The sequence below is a fragment of the Streptomyces monashensis genome (assembly GCF_001866665.1).
Taxonomy (GTDB): Bacteria; Actinomycetota; Actinomycetes; order Streptomycetales; family Streptomycetaceae; genus Streptomyces; species Streptomyces monashensis.
The window spans coordinates 17,422-34,652 of sequence record NZ_MLYO01000031.1 but is presented as its reverse complement, the minus strand read 5'-3'; the positions used below and the strand labels follow the sequence as shown (position 1 = coordinate 34,652).

Annotated in this window: 16 protein-coding genes and 1 pseudogene; 10 read left to right on the top strand and 7 right to left on the bottom strand. The window is 72.5% G+C overall.

Features of this window, described 5'->3' with window-relative positions:
* Positions 1-48: 48 nt before the first annotated feature.
* Entirely contained in the window at positions 49-1,302 is a 1,254-nt protein-coding gene (locus BIV23_RS18185) for a YncE family protein (protein WP_071381933.1), read from the bottom strand.
* Positions 1,303-1,465: 163 nt separating this feature from the next.
* On the opposite strand from BIV23_RS18185, the gene BIV23_RS18180 reads away from it, so the two are divergent.
* Both BIV23_RS18180 and BIV23_RS18175 read left to right on the top strand, forming a co-directional pair.
* The gene (locus BIV23_RS18180) at positions 1,466-2,143 is read left to right on the top strand and encodes a TetR/AcrR family transcriptional regulator (protein WP_071381932.1); all 678 of its coding nucleotides are present in this window, start codon (positions 1,466-1,468) and stop codon (positions 2,141-2,143) included.
* 183 nt (positions 2,144-2,326) lie between these two features.
* The gene (locus BIV23_RS18175) at positions 2,327-3,352 is read left to right on the top strand and encodes an alcohol dehydrogenase (RefSeq protein ID WP_071381931.1); all 1,026 of its coding nucleotides are present in this window, start codon (positions 2,327-2,329) and stop codon (positions 3,350-3,352) included.
* A 72-nt stretch (positions 3,353-3,424) separates the two neighbouring features.
* Here the strand turns inward: BIV23_RS18175 and BIV23_RS18170 are convergent, their stop codons facing one another.
* On the bottom strand, positions 3,425-4,657 hold the full coding sequence (locus BIV23_RS18170; protein ID WP_071381930.1) for a glycosyltransferase: 1,233 nt from the start codon (positions 4,655-4,657) through the stop codon (positions 3,425-3,427).
* A 250-nt stretch (positions 4,658-4,907) separates the two neighbouring features.
* Here BIV23_RS18170 and BIV23_RS18165 point away from each other — a divergent pair, with 250 nt between their 5' ends.
* Positions 4,908-6,878 (top strand): ricin-type beta-trefoil lectin domain protein, encoded by a 1,971-nt coding sequence (locus tag BIV23_RS18165; RefSeq protein ID WP_079173225.1) that lies wholly within the window; start codon positions 4,908-4,910, stop codon positions 6,876-6,878.
* A 22-nt stretch (positions 6,879-6,900) separates the two neighbouring features.
* On the opposite strand, the pseudogene BIV23_RS53235 reads toward BIV23_RS18165, so the two are convergent.
* Positions 6,901-7,279: pseudogene (locus tag BIV23_RS53235) on the bottom strand (tetrahydrofolate dehydrogenase/cyclohydrolase catalytic domain-containing protein); the annotation flags it as partial.
* A 219-nt stretch (positions 7,280-7,498) separates the two neighbouring features.
* Complete coding sequence (locus BIV23_RS18160; RefSeq protein WP_071381929.1) at positions 7,499-7,864, bottom strand: nuclear transport factor 2 family protein; 366 nt, start codon at positions 7,862-7,864, stop codon at positions 7,499-7,501.
* 173 nt (positions 7,865-8,037) lie between these two features.
* Between BIV23_RS18160 and BIV23_RS18155 the strand changes: the two genes are divergently transcribed.
* The gene (locus BIV23_RS18155; protein ID WP_071381928.1) at positions 8,038-8,304 is read left to right on the top strand and encodes a hypothetical protein; all 267 of its coding nucleotides are present in this window, start codon (positions 8,038-8,040) and stop codon (positions 8,302-8,304) included.
* Between the two features lie 103 nt (positions 8,305-8,407).
* Here the strand turns inward: BIV23_RS18155 and BIV23_RS18150 are convergent, their stop codons facing one another.
* A complete protein-coding gene (locus tag BIV23_RS18150) occupies positions 8,408-9,187 on the bottom strand; it encodes an acyltransferase domain-containing protein (RefSeq protein ID WP_079173224.1) in 780 nt (259 codons plus the stop codon).
* A gap of 233 nt (positions 9,188-9,420) precedes the next feature.
* Between BIV23_RS18150 and BIV23_RS18145 the strand changes: the two genes are divergently transcribed.
* The 4 genes from BIV23_RS18145 (at position 9,421) to BIV23_RS18130 (ending at position 12,843) form a co-directional block, all read left to right on the top strand.
* Complete coding sequence (locus BIV23_RS18145; RefSeq protein ID WP_071381926.1) at positions 9,421-10,506, top strand: S-(hydroxymethyl)mycothiol dehydrogenase; 1,086 nt, start codon at positions 9,421-9,423, stop codon at positions 10,504-10,506.
* On the top strand, positions 10,506-11,135 hold the full coding sequence (locus BIV23_RS18140) for an MBL fold metallo-hydrolase (protein WP_071381925.1): 630 nt from the start codon (positions 10,506-10,508) through the stop codon (positions 11,133-11,135). The genes BIV23_RS18145 and BIV23_RS18140 overlap by 1 nt, the downstream gene beginning before the upstream one ends.
* A gap of 66 nt (positions 11,136-11,201) precedes the next feature.
* Complete coding sequence (locus BIV23_RS18135; RefSeq protein WP_071381924.1) at positions 11,202-11,993, top strand: SDR family NAD(P)-dependent oxidoreductase; 792 nt, start codon at positions 11,202-11,204, stop codon at positions 11,991-11,993.
* A gap of 151 nt (positions 11,994-12,144) precedes the next feature.
* Positions 12,145-12,843, top strand: coding sequence for a L,D-transpeptidase family protein (locus BIV23_RS18130; RefSeq protein WP_071381923.1), 699 nt, complete (start codon positions 12,145-12,147; stop codon positions 12,841-12,843).
* A 44-nt stretch (positions 12,844-12,887) separates the two neighbouring features.
* Here BIV23_RS18130 and BIV23_RS18125 read toward each other — a convergent pair whose 3' ends face one another.
* Positions 12,888-14,090: a Gfo/Idh/MocA family protein gene (locus BIV23_RS18125; protein ID WP_071381922.1), complete on the bottom strand. Its 1,203-nt coding sequence runs from the start codon at positions 14,088-14,090 to the stop codon at positions 12,888-12,890.
* Positions 14,091-14,209: 119 nt separating this feature from the next.
* On the opposite strand from BIV23_RS18125, the gene BIV23_RS18120 reads away from it, so the two are divergent.
* Both BIV23_RS18120 and BIV23_RS18115 read left to right on the top strand, forming a co-directional pair.
* The gene (locus tag BIV23_RS18120) at positions 14,210-15,367 is read left to right on the top strand and encodes an ROK family transcriptional regulator (protein WP_107471200.1); all 1,158 of its coding nucleotides are present in this window, start codon (positions 14,210-14,212) and stop codon (positions 15,365-15,367) included.
* 100 nt (positions 15,368-15,467) lie between these two features.
* Positions 15,468-15,662, top strand: a complete 195-nt coding sequence (locus BIV23_RS18115; protein WP_071381921.1) for a hypothetical protein — start codon at positions 15,468-15,470, stop codon at positions 15,660-15,662.
* 78 nt (positions 15,663-15,740) lie between these two features.
* Here the strand turns inward: BIV23_RS18115 and BIV23_RS18110 are convergent, their stop codons facing one another.
* Positions 15,741-17,141: a S1 family peptidase gene (locus BIV23_RS18110; RefSeq protein ID WP_071381920.1), complete on the bottom strand. Its 1,401-nt coding sequence runs from the start codon at positions 17,139-17,141 to the stop codon at positions 15,741-15,743.
* Positions 17,142-17,231: the final 90 nt, after the last annotated feature.

The window sequence follows — 17,231 nt, the reverse complement described above, 5'->3', positions numbered from 1 at the left end:
CCGTGCGGCCCCCGGGGAGAGTGGGGTCCCCCCGGAGGCCGCCGGCGCTCAACTCCCCGTCGGCCCCGTCCAGTCGGCCTGGACGTGCCCCAGCCGGACACGCTGCGGATGGTCGCCGACCGGTACGGACAGCACCTTCTGGCCGGTGGCGAAGTCGATGGCCGTGACCTGGTCGGCGCCGGCCTCGGAGATGAGGCAGTCCCTGCCGTCGCCGCTCACCGTCGCCCAGTACGGCGTCGAGGCGGCGATGAGCGGGCCGACGTCGAAGGAGGCCCGGTCGACCACGGTCGCGTAGTTGTCCATGGTCCCGGCGACACACAGCTTGGTGCCCTCGGGGTTCATCGAGATGCCGTGGTGGCGCGAGTCCAGCAGCCAGGTGGTGCGGTCCGGGTTCGTCGCCGGGTTCCCCGGCAGCGTCTTCACCCGGGTGATCCTGTCCGCGGCCACGTCGTACTCCAGGAAGCCGTTGAAGAACGACACCTGGAAGTACAGCTTGGACCAGTCGGGCGTGAAGGCGGCGGGCCGGACGGCGCTGGAGAAGTCCTTCAGCCCGATCGCGTCCAGCCGTTGCCGCATGTCGATGGTCCTGACCTGCTTGAACGTCGTCGCGTCGACGATCGTGATGTGCCGGTCGCCCTTGGTCCAGTCCCAGCCCGGGGCGTCCAGGGAGGTCGTGACCTCGCCGATGGACATGTTCCAGATGTACGTGCCGCCGTCGGTGAAGAAGTTCTCGTGCGGCTTGTCCCCGGTGGCGAACTCACCGAGTTCCCTACCGGTGTCGATGTCCAGCACCTGCACCTTGTTCGCGGTGGACGCCGAGACGGCGACCCGGGTGCCGTCGGGGGAGACCGCCATGTGGTCGGCGCGGTAACCGGCCACCGGGAAGCGCCAGTTGACCCTGTCGGTGGCCAGGTCGATGGAGACCACGTCGGCGAAGCTCGGCCGGGAGACGACCACGGACCTGCCGTCGGGCGTGGAGTACATGTCGTCCACGTACTGGTCGTGCCCCTGGCCCACCTCGTTGCGGATGGACGTGTAGTAGATCCACTTGATCGGGTCGGCGTTGATCTCGGCGAGTCGCTCCGCCTTGTCGGGGACGACGTCGATCCGGCCGATCTTCGCGAAGTCGCCGGTGGACTTGATGACGTCGGCGGTGCCGTCCCAGTTGTTGCCGACGAACATCACCTCGCGCAGACCGCCGGAGCCGGCCGTGGCGGCGGAGGCGGCGGTCGCCGGAACGGCGACGGTCAGGGCGAGTGCGGCGGCCACGGAGCACAGGTGCCTGGTTCTGGAGGCAGGCATGACTGCTCTCCTTCCTCGGGGGAGAAGTCTGAACACGCGTGCTTTCACAGTGAACTTACTGAAAAGTAAGGAGGGGGCGGGTTACTCGACAAGAGGTGTGCACGACAGGATTGAGAGCCGGCCGGGCAAGGGCCGGACGACGGTGGGGCGACGAGGGGGACGGGTGGCGGGAAGGCTCAGGGCGCCGACGGGCCGCTACGGCGGCCGGTCCGCAGAGGAACGGCAGGCCGAACGGCGCCGGCGTTTCCTGGACGCGGCCCTGGAACTGTTCGGCGGGCCGCCCGGCTACCGGGGCACGACGGTCGCCGCGCTCAGCCAGGCCGCCGGACTGTCGACGCGTCAGTTCTACGAGGAGTTCCGCACCCTGGAGGACGTCCTCGCCGCGCTGCACCTGGAGGTCAACGGCTGGGCCGAGCAGGCGGTGCTGGACGCCCTCGCCGCGGCGCAGGGGCTGCCGCTGGCCGAGCGGGCCACGGTGCTCTTCCGGGCCTACGCCCGCGACGTGACCTGCGATCCGCGCCGTATCCGCATCGCCTTCGTGGAGATCGTCGGCGTCAGCCCCCGGCTGGAGGAGCAGCGGCTGGCCCGCCGGGCCCGCTGGGTCGACCTCATCCGCGCCGAGGCGGACGCGGCCGTCGTACGCGGTGAGGCGGCGCCCCGGGACTACCGGCTGGCGGCGACGGCCTTCATCGGCAGTGTCAACGGTCTGCTGCACGACTGGAGCGCGGGCTGGGTGGACGCCACGCTGGACGAGCTGGTGGACGAGCTGGTGCGGCTGCTGCTCGGGATGCTGCGGCCGGAGGGCTGGCGCCCCGGACCCGAGGGGCCGGCCGCCGCCTGACCCCCCGACCGCTGTTCGCCTGTCGGCGCAGGTCAGTGCGGGTCCGTGCCGTTCGACGCGCGGGATCGGCCCGGAGCTGGTCTGCTGGTGCGGGGGCGTCGCACCCGTGCGCCGGGCGGCACGGCCACCGCGAGCCACGGGAGAGCGAGAGAGAGCGGGAGAGAGCGGGAGAGAGGGAGCGTGATGAGCACGTATCGAGTCGCGCAGGTGAGGAGCGCGGGCGGCCCGTTCGAGCTGGCCGAGCGTGAGGTGCCCGAGCCCGGGCCGGGCCAGGTGCGGATCGCCGTCGAGGCGTGCGGCATCTGCCACAGCGACGCCATGTTCGTGCACGCCGCGATGCCGGGCATCACCTTCCCGGAGGTCCCCGGGCACGAGATCGCCGGCCGCGTCGACGCGCTCGGCGAGGGCGCGCGGGACCGGGGCTGGCAGGTCGGCGACCGGGTGGCGGTCGGCTGGTTCGGCGGCAGCTGCGGCCACTGCACGCCCTGCCGGCGGGGCGACTTCATCGTGTGCGCCAACCTCAAGGTGCCCGGCTGGGCCTACGACGGCGGCTTCGCGGAGAAGACGATCGCGCCCGTCGACGCCCTGGCCCGGATCCCGGACGCGCTGGCGGCGAGCGACGCTGGCCCCATGGCCTGCGCGGGCGTGACCACGTACAACGGGCTGCGGCACAGCTCCGCCCACCCCGGGGACCTGGTCGCGGTGCTCGGTCTCGGCGGCCTCGGCCACCTCGGGGTGCAGTACGCGGCGGCGATGGGCTTCGAGACCGTGGCGATCGCCCGCGGCGCCGAGAAGGCCGACTTCGCCAAGCGGCTGGGCGCCCACCACTACGTCGACAGCACCGCGGGCACCCCGGTCGCCGAGGCCCTCCAGTCCCTGGGCGGGGCGAAGGCCGTGCTGGCCACCGCCGGGAACTCCGAGGCCATCACGGCCTGCGTGGACGGCCTCGCACCGCGCGGTGAGCTGGTGGTGATCGGTGCGGACCCGGAGGCCATGGGCATCACCCCGTTCCAGCTGATCATGGGCGGCCGGGTGGTGCGCGGACACCCGTCCGGCACCTCGCAGGACGTGCAGGACACCATGGGGTTCAGCGCCCTGCACGGCATCCGCCCGATGACCGAGACGGTCCCGCTGGACGACGTCGACGGCGCCTTCCAGAAGATGCTGGCCGGCAAGGCCCGCTTCCGCATGGTCCTCACGAACGGCTGACCCGGGCGCCGCCGAGCCGGGCACCGGAGCGACCTCTCCCGGTGATCCCGCGAGGCTGCCCCGTCGGGCGTGTCAGCCGCCGCCCAGCCGCTCCAGTGCGGCCAGGACCTCGGCCGCCCCGTCCTCGGCGCGGATGCGGGCGGCCAGGGAGCGCGCCCGTCGCCCGTACGCCGGCTCGCGGGTGGCCCGCAGCAGGGCCGAGGAGAGGGCGTCCACGGTCAGGCGGCGCAGCGGTACGGCGGCCGGGGCGACGCCGAGGGCGACCAGCCGGGCGGCCCAGAAACCGGCGTCGAACTGGATCGGCACCGGCACGGCGGGCACCCCCGCGCGCAGGCCCGCCGCGGTCGTACCCGCACCCGCGTGGTGGACCACGGCGGCCATGCGCGGGAAGAGCAGTGCGTGCGGCACGTCGTCGATGGTCAGCATGTCGTCGCCGTCGGCCGCGAGCCCGCCCCAGCCGCGCTGGACCACCCCGCGCAGCCCGGCCCGCCGCAGCGCCGCCACCACCTGGGCACTGAGCCGTGCGGCGTCCGGCACCGTGGCGCTGCCCAGCCCGACGAAGACCGGCGCCGGACCGTCGTCCAGGAACTCCCGTACGACATCGGGTAGTTGGTCCTCGGTGTCGTACGGCCACCAGTAGCCGCTCACCGCCAGACCCGGCCGCCAGTCCCGGGGCCGGGGCACCACCAGCGGGCTGAAGCCGTGCTGCACCGGCCACAGCCGCCGCTCCCTGGCCCGCAGTGCGGCGCCGGAGCGTACCGGGGGCAGCCCGAGCCGCTCGCGCACGCCGGGCAGGGCGCCCGAGAAGATGTGTTCCGTGGCGAGGCACACCCCGTGCCCGGCCACCCGGTTCACGGCCGGCCCCCAGGAGCCGCCGCCGAGCACCGGAGGCGCGAACTCCCGTGTCCCGGCGAGGGGTTGGAGATACACCCCCATGCTCGGCAGGTGCAGCCCCTCGGCGATGGTGTGGCCGAGCGGGGCGAGCGAGGCGGCGAGCAGCAGTACCTCGCTGTCGCGGGCCGCCATGAGCAGGTCCTCCGTCATCCGCCCGACCAGCCGGCGTGCCATGTCCGCGAGGCGCACCAGCTTCGTGGCCTCACCGGCGCTGCGGTGCAGGCCCCGGCCGCGCGGCGACTCCAGCTCCGCCCGGGGGTCGACCGGCAGCGGGTGGAAGCGCACGCCCGAGCCGGAGAGCAACGGCTCGAAGCGGGCGTGGGTGACCAGGGTGACCTCGTGCCCGGCGCGGGCGAGGCGGTGCCCCAGTCCGGTGTAGGGGGCGACATCGCCCCGGGAACCCGCCGTCATGATCGCAATGCGCACGATGACCCAGTATGGCGGCACGGCGCCATGCGCGGGACCCAACGGCCCTGTGGGCACGGCCGGTTCACCCCTGTCGCAGCCGTTGACTTCATTCCCGGGGCGGTTCTACGGTCGGCGCGCGACACGTTCGTATTATCGATCCGTGTTCGACATCTCGACCGTACTGATCGTGTCGACCTGACCGCCGGTCGGCGTATCGATCAGCGTGGATTCCGTTCCGCACGCGGAGGCGCCGATGCATCCCCCACCCCGTCCGACCGCCGAAGGCCTGCTGCGCCGTTGCAGAGCCGGCGCCGTCCGCGCGCTCGTCCTGGCGCTGACCGCGGCCGCCGCCCTCCTCTTCGCCCAGCCCGGCCCGGCCCAGGCGGCGACGGCCCCTCAGATCGCGGTGCCCGCCGCGCCGATGGGCTGGGCCTCCTGGAACAGCTTCGCCGCGAAGATCGACTACAACGTCATCAAACAGCAGGTCGACGCCTTCGTCGCCGCCGGTCTGCCCGCCGCCGGCTACCGGTACATCAACATCGACGAGGGCTGGTGGCAGGGCACCCGCGACAGCGCCGGCAACATCACCGTCGACACCGGTGAGTGGCCCGGCGGCATGAGCGCCATCGCCGACTACATCCACAGCAAGGGCCTGAAGGCCGGCATCTACACCGACGCCGGCAAGAACGGCTGCGGCTACTACTACCCGACCGGCCGCCCCGCCGCGCCGAACACCGGCAGCGAGGGCCACTACGACCAGGACATGCTCCAGTTCTCGAAGTGGGGCTTCGACGTCGTCAAGGTCGACTGGTGCGGCGGTGACGCCGAGGGTCTGGACGCGAAGACGGCGTACACGTCGATCAGCTCCGCCGTCACCAGGGCGACCGCGGCCACCGGCCGCCCGCTCACGCTGTCCGCGTGCAACTGGGGCAAGCAGAACCCCTGGAACTGGGCGCCGGGCCTCGCCACCATGTGGCGCACCAGCACGGACATCGTCTACTACGGCAACACGCCCTCCCAGGCGAACATGCTGTCCAACTTCGACCAGGCCCAGCACCCCGCCGCCCAGCACACCGGGTACTACAACGACCCCGACATGCTGATGACCGGCATGCCCGGCCTCACGGCCGCGCAGAACCGCACCCACATGGCCCTGTGGGCCATCTCCGGCGCCCCGCTGCTGGCCGGCAACGACCTGGCGACGATGACGAGCGAGACGGCCGGGATCCTCAAGAACCCCGAGGTCGTCGCCGTCGACCAGGACCCGCGCGGCCTCCAGGGTGTCAAGGTCGCCGAGGACAGCGCCGGACTCCAGGTGTACGGCAAGGTCCTGTCCGGCACCGGCGCCCGGGCCGTCGTGCTGCTGAACCGCACCTCCGCCGCGCGGAACATCACCGTCCGCTGGTCCGACCTCGGCCTGACCGGTGCCCCGGCGACGGTGCGCGACCTGTGGGCGCGCTCCACCCTCGGCTCGTACACGACGAGTTACACCGCCGGTGTCCCGGCGGGCGGATCGGTCATGCTCAAGGTGACCGGCACCGAGGCGGCGAGCAGCGACTACAGCGTGACCGCCGCCGGCACCTACACCGGCGTGAGCGCCGCGAGCACCGGGCTGGCCGTGGCCGACATCGCCTACACCAACACCGGCTCCACACCCGTGACCGGCACCCTGAGGGTCGACGGGCAGACGGCCACCACGGTCTCCTTCCCGCCGACCGGTTCCGCTCAGGGCACCGTCTCGGTCCAGGTGAACCTCACCAAGGGAGCCGCCAACTCCCTTGCGTCGACCGGTGCTCCGGCCCTCGGCACCCTCACCGTCCGGCCCCTCCCGGGCACCGACGGCACACTCCTGACCGGCAAGCAGTCCGGCCGCTGCGCCGACGTCCACGACAACACGATCACCAACGGCACCCAGGCCGCGCTGTGGGACTGCAACGGCGGCGCCAACCAGGCTTGGACGTACACCTCCCGCAAGGAACTGGTCGTCTACGGCGACAAGTGCCTCGACGCCTACGACCTCGGCACCACCGACGGCACCGAGGTCGTGATCTGGGACTGCAACGGCCAGGACAACCAGAAGTGGACGCTGAACACCGACGGCACGATCACCAACGTCCACGCGGGACTGTGCCTGGACGCCTACGACGCGGCCACCGGCAACGGCACCTCACTGGTCCTGTGGACCTGCAACGGGCAGGACAACCAGAAGTGGTCCCGGACCTGACCACCTCCTGGGCGGTCGCCGTCGTCGCGGCGGCGACCGTCTGCTCCAGCAGGGCGGCGATCGTCATCGGACCGACGCCACCGGGCACCGGAGTGATCAGCGAGGCCCGCTCCACGGCCGAGCCGAAGCCGCCGACAGGTCCCGGGTGCGCGAGTGGCAGTAGGCCACCGTCGCGTCCCGGGCCAGGACCAGCATGCCGAGGATCGCGCTGCGGCCCACGACCACCGCCCCCCCACGCTCGGCTTCGCTCGCGCGGGGGGACCCCCACCCCGCCTGTCCACGAGTGCGGCTGTGGTCGTGGCGGCGGGCAGTGCCACGTGGCGGGAGGTGGTGCCGGCCTCGCGGCAGCGGTTCTGCTTCGTCCGGACGTAGGTCACGGACGCCGGGTCCTCGCCGACGAGGGCGGCCCGGCGGGTGGTCCGCCCGGCTCAGCGGCGCCGGGAGCGCCGGGCGCGCGGCGCCGGACGGGGCCGCGCCTGCCCCAGCACCGACCGCAGCGCCCGCACCGACCGCAGCCGCAGCCCTCCCAGGCTCGCGTGGGCAGAGAAGGTCCAGGTCAGCCGGGAGGTGACCTGGACCCTCGCCGTTCTCCTTCCGGCGCCGGTCATGCCCGAGATCGCCTACTCGTCCCAGGCCTGGATGATCAGCTGGTTGGCGATCTTTCCGTCGCGCAGCGTGAGCATCGACTCGGCGAGGACCTTGGTGCCGTCCCCGTACTGGCAGACCTCGCTGAAGGCGACGTGGTCGCCCTGTACGACGCACTGGCCCAGCTTGTGCGTCATGTCGCGGCTGTAGATGTCGTCCAGCAACTCGGCGATCTGGGCCCGGCCGTGCAGGACGCTGGGGTGGCTGGGCTGGTGGTCGTGGTCGACGATGCGGATCTCCGCCTCGTCGGCGTAGAGCGCGAGCAGGGAGTTGCCGGTGTTGCCTTCCACGGCCCGGCGCAGTGTCTCGATGTCGAAGCCGGACCCTGTCACGGTCCCCATGGTGACCTCCTTCGGACGCCCGCGGCCCGGCGCGGACCGGGCCGCGCGGGCTCCACCCTTCGAGGCTCCTCCGGCCCGGCGGGCACGGCAAGCGCAGCCGGACGCCTCCGCCTCACCGGTGAGCGCGGCCCGCCACCCGTGTCCGGCCGGGGTCCGGGGGCGTTGTTGAGGGCATGATCTCCTCTCGACGTATCGTCGCCGCCCTCGGTCTCGCCGCCGGGATCACGGGCCTCGCCGTCCCGACGGCGAACGCGGCGCCCCCGAGCGCGCCGCACAAGGCGCTGCTCAACCCCATGAGCACGCTCGACGCGATCGCGGTGACCGGTATCCCGGCCGCGCACAGGAAGGAGGTCCCGAAGGTCTCCGAGCAGATGCGCGCGCTGAACCGGGTCCACCAGCTGGACAAGCTGCACCAGGTCACCGACCTCGCCGGCCCGTGACGGGCGTGCTGCCGGCCGAGGCCCGATCCGCCGCCGAGGCCGTCCTCGGCCGGGGGCCCGGCGGTCCCGGGACGTCGAGGGCCGCCCCGTCCGGGGGCGGCCCTCACGGCTGTCCGCCGCCGGACTCCGCCCCCGGCCCCGCCCGCAGCACCGCCCAGTCCCGCGACAGGGCGAAGGCCGCCGCCGGGCCGTCCGGCAGACAGCCGGGCAGCAGGCGGACGAGCACATCGGCGGGGCCCAGTTCCAGCCAGACGCGGACCCCGTCGCGATGCAGCACCCCGGCCGTGTCCGCGAACCGGTGCGGCGTGCGCCGTACCCAGAACTCCGGCTCGGCGGTCTCCGCGCCCACCGGGCGGGCGGTGACGTCGCAGACGAGCGGGAGGCGCGGCGCGCGCGGGTGCAGGGTGGCGAGCGTACGGCCGTAGGCGCCGAGGACGCCTTCCAGGGCGGAGCGCCCCGGGGCCGGGTCGGGCAGGGCGCCGAGGAGACGGGCCAGGCTGCCGACCGCGTGACAGGCCTCCGCCAGCGAGAAGACACCGGCGGCGTACGCGGCGGCCATCCGTCCGGCCGCCTGGCCGTAGACCACGTCCGGCCGGACGCCCCAGCTGTACAGCAGCCGGCACTGCGCCGCCTGGAGCGCGAACAGCGCCGGACCGGCGTACGTCACCCGGTCCAGGAGGGCCGCCGTCCGGGTGCCGTCGGCCGCGAACATCACGCAGGCCAGCGGGAGTTCGAGATACGGGTCGAGGCGCGCGCAGATGTCGTCCAGCGTCTCGGCGAACACCGGGAACTCCTCCCGGAGTTCGGCTGCGGCTCCGGGCCGTGGCGAGGCACCGGCCGAGAACAGGAAGGCGGTACGTCCCGTGCAGCCGTCAAGAGGCATGCCCCCATTGAGGCACGACCGGACCGGGTGCAGACACCAGGAGGATTCCCGCACCCTGCAAAAGAATTGTCATCATGGAATGACCTTTTCCAGTCACTTCCCGGAAAGTGTGGAATGTTCACGAACAAATCCGGTCAGGCGAGAGATCCACGATCACCGCCGTGGCCCGCACCGCTACCGATCGGTCACGCGTAGGGTCGGCAGCGAAGGCAATCGATGGAAGGGACCAGACCATGGCGCAGGAAGTCCGCGGTGTGATCGCACCGGGGAAGGACGAGCCCGTACGGGTCGAGACGATCGTCGTGCCGGACCCGGGACCCGGCGAGGCCGTCGTCCGCGTCCAGGCCTGCGGTGTCTGCCACACCGACCTGCACTACAAGCAGGGCGGCATCTCCGACGACTTCCCCTTCCTCCTCGGCCACGAGGCCGCGGGCGTGGTGGAGTCGGTCGGCGCAGGTGTCACGGACGTGGCGCCCGGTGACTTCGTCGTCCTCAACTGGCGTGCGGTGTGCGGGAACTGCCGGGCCTGTCTGCGGGGCCGGCCCTGGTACTGCTTCGACACCCACAACGCGAAGCAGAAGATGACCCTCACTGACGGTACCGAGTTGTCCCCGGCCCTCGGGATCGGCGCGTTCGCCGAGAAGACCCTCGTCGCCGCCGGGCAGTGCACCAAGGTCGACCCGGCCGTCTCCCCGGCGGTCGCCGGACTGCTCGGCTGCGGGGTGATGGCCGGCCTCGGCGCCGCCATCAACACCGGCGACGTCGGACGCGGCGACTCGGTGGCCGTCATCGGCTGCGGCGGCGTCGGCGACGCGGCGATCGCGGGGGCGACCCTCGCCGGCGCGGCGAAGATCATCGCCGTGGACATCGACGACCGCAAGCTGGCCAAGGCCCGCACCCTGGGCGCCACCCACACCGTGAACTCCAAGGAGACCGACCCCGTCGAGGCGGTCCGCGAGCTGACCGGCGGCTTCGGCGCCGACGTCGTCATCGAGGCCGTCGGCCGCCCGGACACGTACCAGCAGGCCTTCTACGCCCGCGACCTCGCCGGCACCGTCGTCCTCGTCGGCGTCCCCACCCCCGAGATGAAGCTCGAACTGCCCCTGCTGGACGTCTTCGGCCGCGGCGGCGCCCTGAAGTCCAGCTGGTACGGCGACTGCCTGCCCTCCCGGGACTTCCCCGTGCTCATCGACCTGCACCTGCAGGGCCGTCTCCCGCTCGACGCGTTCGTCACCGAGACCGTCCGACTCGACGAGGTGGAGAAGGCGTTCGAGCGGATGCACCACGGCGACGTGCTGCGCTCGGTGGTGGTGCTGTGATGACCGCCCGCATCGAACACCTCGTCACCTCCGGCCAGTTCACGCTCGACGGCGGCAGCTGGGACGTCGAGAACAACGTGTGGATCGTCGGCGACGACCACGAGGTGATCGTCATCGACGCCGCCCACGACGCCGAGGCCATCGCCGCCGCCGTCGGCGACCGCCGCCTCACCGCGATCGTGTGCACCCACGCGCACAACGACCACATCGACGCGGCCCCCGCGCTCGCCGACCTCACCGGCGCCGTCATCTGGCTGCACCCCGACGACCTGCCGCTGTGGAAGCAGACCCACCCGCACCGAGACCCCGACCGGCACCTCGTCGACGGCCAGGTCATCGAGGCGGCCGGCGCCGACCTCACCGTGCTCCACACCCCGGGCCACGCCCCCGGCGCCGTCTGCCTGTACGACCCCGGGCTCGGCACGGTCTTCACCGGCGACACCCTCTTCCGGGGCGGCCCCGGCGCCACCGGACGGTCCTGGTCCCACTTCCCGACGATCATCGACTCCATCCGCGACAGGCTCCTCACGCTGCCCCCGCAGACCAAGGTCCTCACCGGCCACGGCGAGTCCACCACGATCGGCGCCGAGGCACCGCACCTGGAGGAGTGGATCGAACGGGGACACTGAACCGCCCGAGAGGCCGTTCCCGCCGTACCCGGTGAAACGACGGGCTCGGCGCCGTACGGTCGCCCCATGACCGATCACACCCGATTCGCCGGACACGGCGTACTCGTCACGGGCGCGGCCCGCGGCATCGGCGCGGCCGTCGCCCGGCGCATCGCCGAGGAGGGCGGCCGCGTCCTGCTGACCGACCGGGACCTGCCCGAGGCCGAGCGGACGGCCGCGTCCCTGCGTCAACAGGGGCTCGACGCCGAGGCGTCGGCGTGCGACGTCGCCGACCGCGCCTCGGTGGACGCCGCCGTCGCCCAGGCCGTCGCCGCGTTCGGCTCGCTCGACGTGCTGGTCAACTGCGCCGCCCACTGCACCCCGGACGCCCCGCTCTTCGAGGACGATTCCGACGACGGGTGGGCGCACGACCTCGACATCACCCTCACCGGCGTGCGCCGGTGCTGCCGGGCCGCGTTGCCGCACCTCGTCGCCTCCGGGCGCGGGGCGATCGTCAGCATCGGCTCCGTCAACGGCGGCCAGGACTTCGGCAACCACGCCTACAGCGCCGCCAAGGCCGGCCTCGCCTCGCTGACCCGTACGCTCGCCGGGCACGCGGCGGCCCGGGGGGTGCGGGTGAACCTCGTGGTGCCGGGCACGGTCCGCACCTCGGCGTGGGAGGGCCGCGACGACGAACTGGACGCCGTCCGGCCCCTCTATCCGCTCGGCCGCATCGGCGAGCCCGAGGACGTCGCCGCCGCGGTCGCCTTCCTCGCCTCCCGCGACGCGGCCTGGATCACGGGGACGACGCTGGTGGTCGACGGCGGTCTGACGGCCGTGAACACGGGTTTCCTGGCGGCCGTGAAGCGCCCGTCCTGACGAAGGCGACGAAGTTCACCGTTTCGTCACAGTCCGGCCGGAACCACAACCCCGTCGCCCCCGCGCAGGTCTAGGAGTCCGACATCGCGGGAAGCGAGTGGTAGGCACCCGGGGCGGCTCCCGGGCGGCCAGGGGAGAAGGGGACACGGACATGGGGGACATACGCAGACGGGGCGTCGTCGCGCTGGGCGTCACGGGACTGGTGGCGCCGCTCACGCTGGCCCTCACCACCGCACCGGCCCAGGCGGCCACGAACTGCACCACGCAGGCGGGGCCGTACCAGAAGCAGGCGGAGAAGTTCCTCGGCCGGCCCGTCGACGGCAAGCAGTCCGCCGCCGACTGCAGGGCCATCAAGGCCTTCCAGGACACGCACGGCATCACGCCCGACACCGGCTACGCCGGTCCTGTCACCTGGGGCGTGATGGATCTGGTCAGCAAGCAGCGGGCCGCGGGGAACAACCCGAACAAGGACGGCAGGTGCCCGGTGAACAAGGGCCGGATCGCCTGTGTGAACCTCACGCTCCAGCTCAGCTGGATCCAGGACGGGAAGAAGGTCGTCTACGGACCGGTGCCCGTGCGCACCGGCCGCAAGGGATACGTCACCCGCACCGGTCTGAAGAAGGTCTACTGGCGGGACCTCCACCACGTCTCGACCCTCTACAACGTGCCGATGCCGTACAGCCAGTTCTTCGACGGCGGCCAGGCCTTCCACTCGGTGGGCCTGAGCATGTGGAACCCGCCGGGTTCGCACGGCTGCGTCAACATGACCACCAAGGACGCCCAGACGTACTGGTCGCTGCTGAGGACGGGCGACGACGTCTTCGTCTACGGCCGCAAGCCGGGTACCTGAGCGGCCGCACCCGAGCGGCACCCGGGCCGTCGTCGCCCGGGCCGTCACGCCTCGGGCGCGTCCCCGAAGTCGGGGATCCGCAGCCGTACCCCGCCCTGCCGCGCGGACTCGTGCGCGATGACGCCCGGCAGGGTGTAGCGGGCGGCCGTCCACGCGTTCACGGTCGGCAGTGCGCGGGTGGTGACGGCGGTGACGAAGTCGTCGACGAGGAAGTGATGACTGCCCTCGTGGCCGTTGTGGAGGCGGTCGAACTCCCTGGGCAGCCTCGACCGGTCGTGCACCGGGGCCGAACCGGAGGTGAAGGCGGCCCGCAACTCCGGTGCGATGTGCGCGAGTGAGGGGTCGTCGGGGGCCAGTGTCTGCTTGGGCTCGAGCAGTTCGCTGATGTCCCGCACCCCCTTCTTGTCCTGCCACAGCGCCACCGTCGCCAGCTGTTCCATGCTGGCCTCGGTGCCGAAGAACCGGAACCGGGACTCGCGGATGTGCGAGGGATAGCCGACCCGCCGGAACTCGTTCGTACGGAACGACCCGCCGCCCGCCACTTCGAACAGAGCGGTCGCGTTGGACACATCGTTGTCGAACTGGCTGACCGAACGGTCGAAAACGCCGTCCCCGCGATCGTCCCGCACGCCGATCGCCGACACGCTCACCGCATGGGTCCGCCAGGCCCCGAGCACCCCGCCCACCGCGTGCGTCGGGTAGAGCAGCGGCGGATAGCTGGCCGTCGCCCGCCAGTTCTCGCCGCCGCTGTACCGGTAGGCGTCGTAGAAGCCGAGGTCCATGTCGTGGACGTAGTCGCCCTCGGCGTAGAAGAGCCGGCCGAAGGCGCCCTGGGCCAGCTGGTCGCGGGCGTGCACGGTCGCCGGGTGGTAGTGACTGGTCTCGCCCATCATGTACGTCAGCCCGGTCGCCCGGACCGCGTCGATGATCGCGCCGATCTCCTGTGTGGTGATCGCCATGGGGACGGCGCAGTACACGTGCTTGCCGGCGCCGAGTCCCTGCAGCGCGAGCGGGCCGTGCGTCCAGCGCTGGGTGAAGATCGCGACCGCGTCGACCGCCGCCGACTCCAGCATGGCCTCGTACGACGGGAAGGTGCCGGCGAGCCCCTGCGCGGCGGCGAGCCGCTCGGCCCGCTCGGGCAGCAGGTCGGTGACGTACACGTCACGGACGCCGGGGTGGGCCTGGAACAGCGTGGCGAATTGTCCGGAGAACTGTCCGGCGCCGACGATGCCGAGAGAGAAAGTCATGCTGATTACTTTTGGTGCGGAAGAATTGTATCGTCAAGGGGCGGGAGGAAGCTTCTGCAGCGCACGCGACGCGCAGTAGGGTGAGCTGGTTGCTTCTGAGCCGGAAGAAAAGGGGTGCCGTGACCGACTGGCTGCCGCTGAGTCCCGCGGAGCGCTCCGTGGCGATCGAGGTGCTCGTGCACGGGCCGCTGTCCCGCACCGCGCTGGCCCGCCGCCTCGGGCTCTCGCAGGGCAGCCTCACCCGCCTGACCAAGCCCCTCATCGAGTCGGGGCTGCTGGTGGAGGCGGCGGAGACGTCCGAGGCGGAGAGCGGGGGGGAGACCCGCCAGGGACGCCCGTCCCGGCCGCTCGGCGTCGTGGCCGACTCCTGCTCCTTCCTCGGGCTCAAGATCACCGCCGACCGGGTCTACGGCGTGGTCACCACCCTGCGCAGCGAGGTCGTCGCCCGTCAGGACCGGCCGCTGACCGGTCACGACCCGGACGCCGTCGCCGACGCGGTCGCGCGGCTGGCCGCCGGCCTCGCGAAGGGGCGGCCGGCCCCGGCCGGTCTCGGCATCGGCGTGGGCGGTCTGGTGCGCGAGCGTGCGGTGGTGGCGGACTCGCCGTTCCTCGGCTGGCGGGACGTGCCGCTCGCCGCGCTGGTCCGGGACCGCACCGGGCTGCCGGTCGTCGTCGAGAACGACGTCGCCGCCCTGGCCGAGGCCGAGACCTGGTTCGGTGCGGGCCGGGGCCTGGACCGCTTCGCCGTGCTGACCATCGGCGCCGGCCTCGGCTATGGGCTGGTCCTCGGCGGCAGGCGCGTGTCGTTCGCGGAGGAGGGCCGCGCCCCCGGCCGGTACTGGATCGTCGACCCGCACGGCCCGCTCACCCCGGACGGCGCCCGCGGCAGCGCCGTGTCCCTGCTCACGATCCCCAGCATCGAGTACCAGATCCGCGCCGCGACCGGCCGTGACGTCGGTTACGAGGACATCCTCGCCGGTGCCGCCGCGGGCGAGCCCATGGCCGCCCGGGTCGTCGGCGAGGCGGCCCGGGCGCTCGGCGTCCTGGTCGCGCAGATCGCCAACTTCGCGCTGCCGCAGAAGATTCTGCTCGCCGGAGAGGGGGTCGGCCTGATGGATGTGGCCGGGGTCACGGTCCACGAGACCGTCCGTGCCCACCGGCATCCGCTCGCCGAACCGGTGGACCTGGAGACGAGGGTCTCCGACTTCCACGACTGGGCGCGCGGGGCGGCCGTTCTGGCGATCCAGGTCCTCGTGCTGGGTGAGGGGAGAGTGTGAACTCCCGTGTGCGCATTGACAGATCGACGTGATGAGTAACACGGTCTGAAATGTCCGTATCGAGACTACTTGCTCACGGCGTCTTCACGTCGAGCGGCATATGCTTCACAGCATGTCCACCACTGTTGAAGCCGTCACCGAGCGCTCCGCGCGATCGGCCGCGGAGGTCAACGAGGAGATCAGGGCCCTGTGGCGCCGGTCGGGCGGGACACTGACCACCGAGCAGCGCGCGGAGTACCAGCGCCTCGTGATGGAGTGGGCCGCCGCGACCCCGCGGTCGAAGCGGGCGGCCTGACCGACCTCGCGGCGACCGCGCCACAACGCTCGGCATCCTGGGCACCCGTGACCGCGCGGGTGCCCTTCTCGTGTCCCGTCAGCCCCAGGTCGCCGAGTAGTACCGCTGATAGGCCTTGCGATCCTGCTCGGCCCGGATGTACCGGGTCGCGACGAGCGCGATCAGACTGCCCGCGATGACCAGCAGCCCGGGACCGACGTTCCGGGTGTCCGTCAGCCGCGCCAGCAGCGTCTCGTTCTGGCCGCCCGCCACCGGCGCCGCCGAGCCCGGCGTCACGCCGCCCGGGGCGATCGCGGCCTGCGTGGCCGCGGCGGACGGGGCGGACGGGGCGGACGGGGCGGGGGAGGAGGCGGCGCCCTGTGCGGCGCCGGCGTTCTGGGCCGACACGATCAGCTTGACGTTCAGCGCCGTCAACGCCTTGGTGATCGGCTGGAAGAACGTCGTACCACCCGCCGTGCAGTCCCCGCTGCCGCCCGAGGTGACACCGAGCGCGATGCCGTCGGAGAACAACGGGCCGCCGCTGTCGCCCGGTTCGGCGCACACATTGGTCTGGATGAGCCCGGTGACCGTCCCCTCCGGGTAGTTGACGGTGGCGTTCAGCGCGGTCACCGCGCCGTCGTGCAGACCGCTGGTGCTGCCGCTGCGGAACACCCGCTGCCCCACCGTCGCATCGGCGGCCCCCGTGATCCGCACCCCGTTGCCGCCGCCGATCGCGACGACGCCGGCGCCGTCACCCGCCCTGCCGGAGGCGTACTTCACGAGCGAGAAGTCGTTGCCGGGAAACGTGCTGCTCACCGTCTGGCCGAGCTGCCGGTCGCCCTGGTTGTCGGCGAACCACGTGGACCCGGCCGGTCCGCAGTGCCCTGCCGTGAGGATGAAGTCGCTCTGACCGTTCGTCACGTTGAACCCCGCCGAGCAGCGGCCGCCGGTCGACAGGATCGGCTGGGCACCGTTCAGCCGCGTGGTGAAGGAGCCCCGCGTCCGCCGCATCCGCACGAACTCACCGATCCTGGCGGCCACGTGGCTCATCCGGGACCAGTCGCTCTTCGACACCGTGCTGTCCGCGCTCACCAGCACCTGGTTGGTCCGGTAGTCCACCGCCCACGCGGTGCCCGCCACCCGGGGTGCCGAACGCAGTGTGGCGGTGGCCGACTTGAGCTGGTCCATGCTGTGCGCGACGACCTTCGCCGCGGCTCCCGCACCGCGCACCGTCCGCGCCGCCGCGTCGTCGGTCACCGCCACCACCGGCCGCCCGTCGGCGCCGATCCAGCTGCCCGCCGTACGGGCCGTGCCGAGCCGCGCCACCAGCGCGGCGCCGGGGTCCCCGGTGCCGCCGGCGGAGGACAGCGTTCTCGTGGCGGCGCGAGGTGTCTCGCTCGCCATGGCCGCCTGGGTGACCATCACGCCGCCCAGGAGGAGTCCGCCGACCGCCGCCAGGCGTGTCACTCGCCGGACGATGCGTCGTCGTGCGTGCCGCATGCGTGGCTCCCGAAGCCGAACCCGAACACGCGCCGCCGTGCCGGCAGCGCGAGACCCCCGGCTCGTCGAGGGCCCGCTCCTCCATACGCG

Bases quoted from the DNA above. Each gene is read 5' to 3' on its own strand.
- BIV23_RS18185 (WP_071381933.1), bottom strand. From the start codon at position 1,302: ATGCCTGCCTCCAGAACCAGGCACCTGTGCTCCGTGGCCGCCGCACTC.
- BIV23_RS18175 (WP_071381931.1), top strand. From the start codon at position 2,327: ATGAGCACGTATCGAGTCGCGCAGGTGAGGAGCGCGGGCGGCCCGTTC.
- BIV23_RS18170 (WP_071381930.1), bottom strand. From the start codon at position 4,657: ATGACGGCGGGTTCCCGGGGCGATGTCGCCCCCTACACCGGACTGGGG.
- BIV23_RS18165 (WP_079173225.1), top strand. From the start codon at position 4,908: ATGCATCCCCCACCCCGTCCGACCGCCGAAGGCCTGCTGCGCCGTTGC.
- BIV23_RS18160 (WP_071381929.1), bottom strand. From the start codon at position 7,864: ATGGGGACCGTGACAGGGTCCGGCTTCGACATCGAGACACTGCGCCGG.
- BIV23_RS18155 (WP_071381928.1), top strand. From the start codon at position 8,038: ATGATCTCCTCTCGACGTATCGTCGCCGCCCTCGGTCTCGCCGCCGGG.
- BIV23_RS18150 (WP_079173224.1), bottom strand. From the start codon at position 9,187: ATGCCTCTTGACGGCTGCACGGGACGTACCGCCTTCCTGTTCTCGGCC.
- BIV23_RS18145 (WP_071381926.1), top strand. From the start codon at position 9,421: ATGGCGCAGGAAGTCCGCGGTGTGATCGCACCGGGGAAGGACGAGCCC.
- BIV23_RS18140 (WP_071381925.1), top strand. From the start codon at position 10,506: ATGACCGCCCGCATCGAACACCTCGTCACCTCCGGCCAGTTCACGCTC.
- BIV23_RS18135 (WP_071381924.1), top strand. From the start codon at position 11,202: ATGACCGATCACACCCGATTCGCCGGACACGGCGTACTCGTCACGGGC.
- BIV23_RS18130 (WP_071381923.1), top strand. From the start codon at position 12,145: ATGGGGGACATACGCAGACGGGGCGTCGTCGCGCTGGGCGTCACGGGA.
- BIV23_RS18125 (WP_071381922.1), bottom strand. From the start codon at position 14,090: ATGACTTTCTCTCTCGGCATCGTCGGCGCCGGACAGTTCTCCGGACAA.
- BIV23_RS18115 (WP_071381921.1), top strand. From the start codon at position 15,468: ATGCTTCACAGCATGTCCACCACTGTTGAAGCCGTCACCGAGCGCTCC.
- BIV23_RS18110 (WP_071381920.1), bottom strand. From the start codon at position 17,141: ATGCGGCACGCACGACGACGCATCGTCCGGCGAGTGACACGCCTGGCG.